This window comes from Streptomyces boetiae (genome assembly GCF_031845405.1).
GTDB lineage: Bacteria > Actinomycetota > Actinomycetes > Streptomycetales > Streptomycetaceae > Streptomyces > Streptomyces boetiae.
The window spans coordinates 1-5,820 of the sequence record NZ_JAVREN010000091.1 but is presented as its reverse complement, the minus strand read 5'-3'; the positions used below and the strand labels follow the sequence as shown (position 1 = coordinate 5,820).

Genomic DNA, 5,820 nt, shown 5'->3' with positions numbered 1-5,820 from the left:
GGCGCCCGCCCCCGCCCCGCGGCCGGACCCCGCCGCCCTCCCCCGCCTCCACTCCCCCCGCCCGCCCCGGCCCCGGGCCGCCCCGGCCGAACGCACCTCGCGCCGGCTCACCGGCCCCCGACCGCCGCGCCCCGCCGACCTCGCCCACGCCCTGGCCACCACCCGCACCCATCACGAGCACCGGGCCGTCGCCGTCGCCACCGATCCCACACGGCTGGCCGAGGCCCTGCGCGCCCTCGCCGAGGACCGCACCAGCCCCCACCTCGTCCACGGCCGGGCCACAGGCCCGGGCCGCCCCGTTCTCGTATTCCCCGGCCAGGGCTCCCAGTGGCCCGGCATGGCCGCCGAGCTCCTCGACACCGCCCCCGCGTTCCGCCGCCGCGTCGACGCCTGCGCCCAGGCCCTGGCCCCCCACACCGACTGGTCCCTGCACGACGTGCTGCGCCAGGCCCCCGGCGCCCCCGCGCCGGAGGCCGCCGAGGTCGTCCAGCCCGCGCTGTGGGCCGTGATGGTCTCCCTCGCCGGCCTGTGGGCCGACTGCGGCGTCACCCCCGCCGCCGTCATCGGCCACTCCCAGGGAGAGATCGCCGCCGCCTGCGCCGCCGGCGCCCTCACCCTGGAGGACGGCGCCCGCGTCGTCGCCCTCCGCTCCCGCCTGCTGCGCCGCCTCGCCGGACGCGGCGGCATGGCCTCCGTCCCGGCCCCCGTGGCCGAGGTCACCGCCCGACTCGCCCCCTACGGCGACCACCTGGCCGTCGCCGCGGTCAACGGCCCCCGCTCCGTGGTCGTCTCCGGCGACGCCGAGGCCCTGGACGCGTTCCTCGCCGCCTGCGCCGCCGACGGCCTCAACGCCCGCCGCGTCCCCGTCGACTACGCCTCCCACTGCGCCCACGTCGAGGACATCGCGGACGAACTCGCCGCCGCCCTCGCCCCCTTGCACCCCCGCGACCCGTCCGTCCCCTTCTGCTCCACCGTCACCGGCGCCCCGCTGGAGAGCACCTCCCTGGACGCCGCCTACTGGTACCGCAACCTCCGCTCTCCCGTCCGCTTCGCCGAGGCCACCGGCCACCTCATCGCCCGCGGCCACACCCTGTTCATCGAGGTCAGCCCCCACCCGGTGCTCACCGCCGGAGTCACCGGCACCGCCGAGGACGCCGAGGCGGCCGTCGAGACCATCCCCACCCTGCGCCGCGGCGCGGGCGGCTCCCGGCAGTTCCTCCTCGCCCTCGGCCAGGCCCACGCCGCCGGAACGCCCGTGGACTGGACGGCCGTTCTCGCCCCCGCCGCCCCGCGCCCTGTCGAACTGCCCACCTACCCCTTCCAGCACGAGCGGTACTGGCTCGACCCCCGCCCCGCCTCCGCCGCGCACGACGCCGAAGGCCCCGCCCGCACCCCCGAGGAGGCCGGCTTCTGGGCCGCCGTGGACCGCGCGGACGTCCCCGGGCTGGCCGGCTCCCTGGACCTGGACCCCGACGCGCCGCTGAGCGACGTCGTCCCCCGCCTCTCCGACTGGCACCGCCGCGCCACCGAGCGCGCAACCGCCGACCGCTGGCGCTACCGCGTCACCTGGCGCCCGGTCCCCGAACCGGCAGTCCCCCCGCACCCGTTGACGGCTACCGCGAGCCCCGGGGGCGCCGAAAGCAACGCCGCCCCCGGCTGGCTCCTGGCCGTCCCCGAGGGCCGCGAGGACCACCCCCTGGCCGTCGCCGTCTCCGCCGCCCTCACCGCCCGCGGCGCCGCCGTCACCCCCCTGGCCGTCCCCTGCGCCGACCCCGAAGCCCGCGCCCGGCTCGCCGCCCTGCTGCGGACGTTGACCGGCGAGGCCGCGCCCGCCGGCGTCCTCTCCCTCCTCGCCCTGGACGAGGCCCCCCGCATCCCCGGCCACGCCGTCTCCGCCGCCCTCGCCGGCACCGCCGCGCTCGCCCAGGCCCTCGGCGACGCCTCAACGGCCGCCCCGCTGTGGTGCGTCACCACCTCCGCCGTCACCACCGGCCCCGCCGACCCGCTCAACCACCCCGCCCAGGCCCAGCTCTGGGGCCTGGGCCGCGTCCTGGCCGTCGAACAGCCCCACCGCTGGGGCGGCATCGTCGACCTGCCCACCGAGCCCGGCCCCGCCACCCTCGCCCGCCTCGCCGCCCTCCTCACCGCCGCCCCCGCCGAGGACGCGGACGGCGGCCCGTCCGCCCCACCACGCGAGACCGAACTCGCCCTGCGCCCCGGCGCGTTGCTCGCCCGCCGCCTCGTCCGCGCCCAGGCCGCCACCCCGCCCCGCCGCCCCGAGTGGCGCCCCGGCGGCACCGTCCTGATCACCGGCGGCACCGGCTCCCTCGGCGCCCACGTCGCCCGCTGGCTCGCCACCGCCGGAGCCGGACACCTGCTGCTCACCGGCCGCCGCGGCGAGGCCGCCTCCGGCGCCGCCGAACTGCGCGAGGAACTCCGGGCGTTGGGCCCCCGCGTCACCATCGCCGCCTGCGACGCCGCCGACCGCGAGGCCCTGGCGCACCTGCTGGAGACCGCCGTCCCCGCCGACCAGCCCCTCACCGCCGTCTTCCACGCCGCCGGCACCCTCGACGACGGCCTCCTCGACGCCCTCACGCCCGAGCGCATGGCCCGCGTCCTGGCGCCCAAGGCCGACGCCGCCCGCCACCTCCACGAGCTGACCGCCCACCTCGACCTGTCGGCCTTCGTGCTGTTCTCCTCCGTCTCCGGCGTCACCGGCAACGGCGGCCAGGCCGCCTACGCCGCCGCCAACGCCCACCTCGACGCCCTCGCCCACCACCGCCGCGCCGCCGGGCTGACCGCCACCTCCGTCGCCTGGGGCTCCTGGGGCGCCGGCGGCCTGGTCACCGACGCCGTCGCCGAGCGTTCCCGCCGCCGCGGGCTGGTGCCCATGCCCGCCGGCACGGCCGTGCACGCCCTGCGCGTGGCCCTCGAACAGGACGACACCGAGGTCACCGTCGCCGCCGTCGACTGGGACCTGTTCGCCCCCGCCCTCGCCGGCCCCGCCGGAAGCCGCCCGCTGCTGGAGACGATCCCCGAGGCCCGCGCCCGCCTCGCCGGAGCCGAGACCGCCAACGCCCCCGCCGCGCACGGCCGTTCGGACGCCCCCGCCCTGGCGCGCCGCCTCGCCGGGCTGCCCGCCTCCGAACGCCCCCGCGCCGTCCTGGAACTGGTGCGCGCCGAGGCCGCCGCCGTCCTCGGCCACCCGGGGCCCGACGCGCTGCGGCCCCAACGGCCCTTCCGCGACGCCGGGTTCGACTCCCTCACCGCCGTCGAGCTGCGCAACCGCCTGGCCGCCGCCACCGGCCTGCGGCTGCCCACCACCGCCGTGTTCGACCACCCCACCCCGGCCCGCCTCGCCGCCCACCTCACCGGCCGCCTCCCCGGCGCTGCCCCGGCCCAGACGCCCGCGACCCCGGCAGCCGCCCCCGCCGCCGTCGCCGTCGCCGTCGCAGGTGACGAAGACCCCATCGCCATCGTCGCGATGAGCTGCCGCTTCCCCGGCGGCGTGCACTCGCCCGAGGATCTGTGGCGGCTGATCACCACCGGCGCCGACCCCCTCAGCGGCTTCCCCGCCGGGCGCGGCTGGGACCTCGCAGGGCTGCACCACCCGGACCCCGCCCACCCCGGCACCACCTACCTCGACCGGGGCTACTTCCTGCACGACGCGGGGGAGTTCGACGCCGACTTCTTCGGGATCTCCCCGCGCGAGGCCCTGGCCATGGACCCCCAGCAGCGCCTGCTCCTCGAAGGCTCCTGGGAGCTCCTCGAACGCGCCGGGATCGACCCCGCCGCCCTGCGCGGCACCCGCACCGGCGTCTTCGTCGGCTCCAACGGCCAGGACTACGCCGACGACTACGCCTCCGGGATGGTCCACCGCGCCCCCAAGGCCGCCGAGGGCTTCCTGCTCACCGGCCGCGCCGCCTCCGTCGCCTCCGGCCGCATCGCCTACCACTACGGTCTGGAGGGCCCGGCGGTCACCGTCGACACCGCCTGCTCCTCCTCCCTGGTCGCCCTCCACCTGGCCGTCCAGTCCCTGCGCCAGGGCGAGTCCGCCCTCGCCCTGACCGGCGGCGTCACCGTCATGTCCACCCCCCGTACCTTCCTCGCCTTCAGCCGCCAGCGCGGCCTGGCCCCCGACGGCCGCTGCAAGGCGTTCTCCGCCGCCGCCGACGGCACCGCCTGGGGCGAGGGCATCGGCCTCCTCCTGCTCGAACGCCTCTCCGACGCCCGCCGCAACGGCCACCGCGTCCTCGCCCTCGTCCCCGGCTCCGCCATCAACCAGGACGGCGCCTCCAACGGACTGACGGCCCCCAACGGCCCCTCCCAGGAACGGGTGATCCGGCAGGCCCTGGCCAACGCCCGCCTCACGCCCGCCGACGTCGACGCGGTCGAGGCCCACGGCACGGGCACCGCCCTCGGGGACCCGATCGAGGCCCAGGCGCTGCTGGCCACCTACGGCGCCGAGCGCCCCGGCCCCGAACGGCCCCTGCTGCTCGGCTCGTTGAAGTCCAACCTCGGGCACACCCAGGCCGCCGCCGGAGTCGCCGGGGTCATCAAGATGGTCCTCGCCCTGCGCAACGGACTCCTGCCGCCCACGCTCCACGTGGACCGGCCGACCCCCCACGTCGACTGGTCCTCCGGCGCGGTCCGCCTCCTCACCGAGCCCGCCCCCTGGGAGCCGGACGGCGAACGCCCCCGCCGCGCCGGAGTCTCCTCCTTCGGCTTCAGCGGCACCAACGCCCACATCCTCCTCGCCGAGGCCCCCGCCACGGAACCGGAACCGGAGCCCGAGCCGGAGGCCGGGCCCGCGCCCGAGGACGCGACCCTCCCCTGGCTGATCTCCGCCAAGGACGACGCCGCCCTCCGCGCCCAGGCCCAGCGCCTCCTCACCCACCTCGACGCCCATCCCGAGGCCCGCCCCGCCGACCTCGCCCACGCCCTGGCCACCACCCGCGCCGCCCTCGACACCCGCGCCGCCGTCCTGGGCACCAACCGCGACGAACTCACCGAGGGCCTGGCCGCCCTCGCCCGCGGCACGAGCCACCCCCGCCTCCTCCACGGCGCCGCACCCGCCGCAGCCGCGCCCCGTCTGGCGTTCGTCTTCCCCGGCCAGGGCAGCCAGCACCCCGGCATGGGACGCGAACTCCACGCCGCGCACCCGGCGTTCGCCCACGCCTTCGACGCCGCCTGCGCCGAACTCGACCGCCACCTGCCCCGACCGCTGCGCGAGATCGCCTTCGGCGAGGACGCAGCCGCCCTGGCCCGCACCGAGTTCGCCCAGCCCGCGCTCTTCGCCCTGGAGACCGCCCTCTTCCGCCTCCTGGAGTCCTGGGGCGTGCGCCCGGACGTGGTCGCCGGGCATTCCGTGGGCGAGTTCGCCGCCGCCCACGCCGCGGGCGTCCTCACCCTGGCCGACGCCGCCGCCCTCGTCGCCGCCCGCGCCCGCCTCATGCAAACCCTGCCCCCCGGCGGCGCCATGGCCGCCGTCGAGGCGAGCGAGGACGAGATCCGGCGCCTGCTGGCCGAACTCCCCGACCATGAGGGCGCGTTGGCCCTGGCCGCCGTCAACGGCCCCGCCTCCGTGGTCATCTCCGGCACCGAGGAGGCCGTCACCGCCGCCCTGGCCCGCGCCGAGGGCCGCAGGACCAAGCGCCTGACCGTCTCCCACGCCTTCCACTCGCCCCTGATGGACCCGGTCCTCGATGCCTTCCACGCCGTCGCCGCCCGCGCCGCCCACGCCGAACCCGCCCTCCCCTTCGTCTCCACCCTCACCGGCCGCCCCGCCGCCCCCGGCGAACTGGCCGACCCCGCCTACTG

1 protein-coding gene is annotated in these 5,820 nt (G+C 78.6%); it reads left to right on the top strand.

Going from position 1 to position 5,820, the window contains the following annotated elements:
- Positions 1 to 5,820 (top strand): SDR family NAD(P)-dependent oxidoreductase (locus tag RM780_RS27425; protein WP_311633612.1); only part of this gene is annotated, 5,820 nt, incomplete at both ends.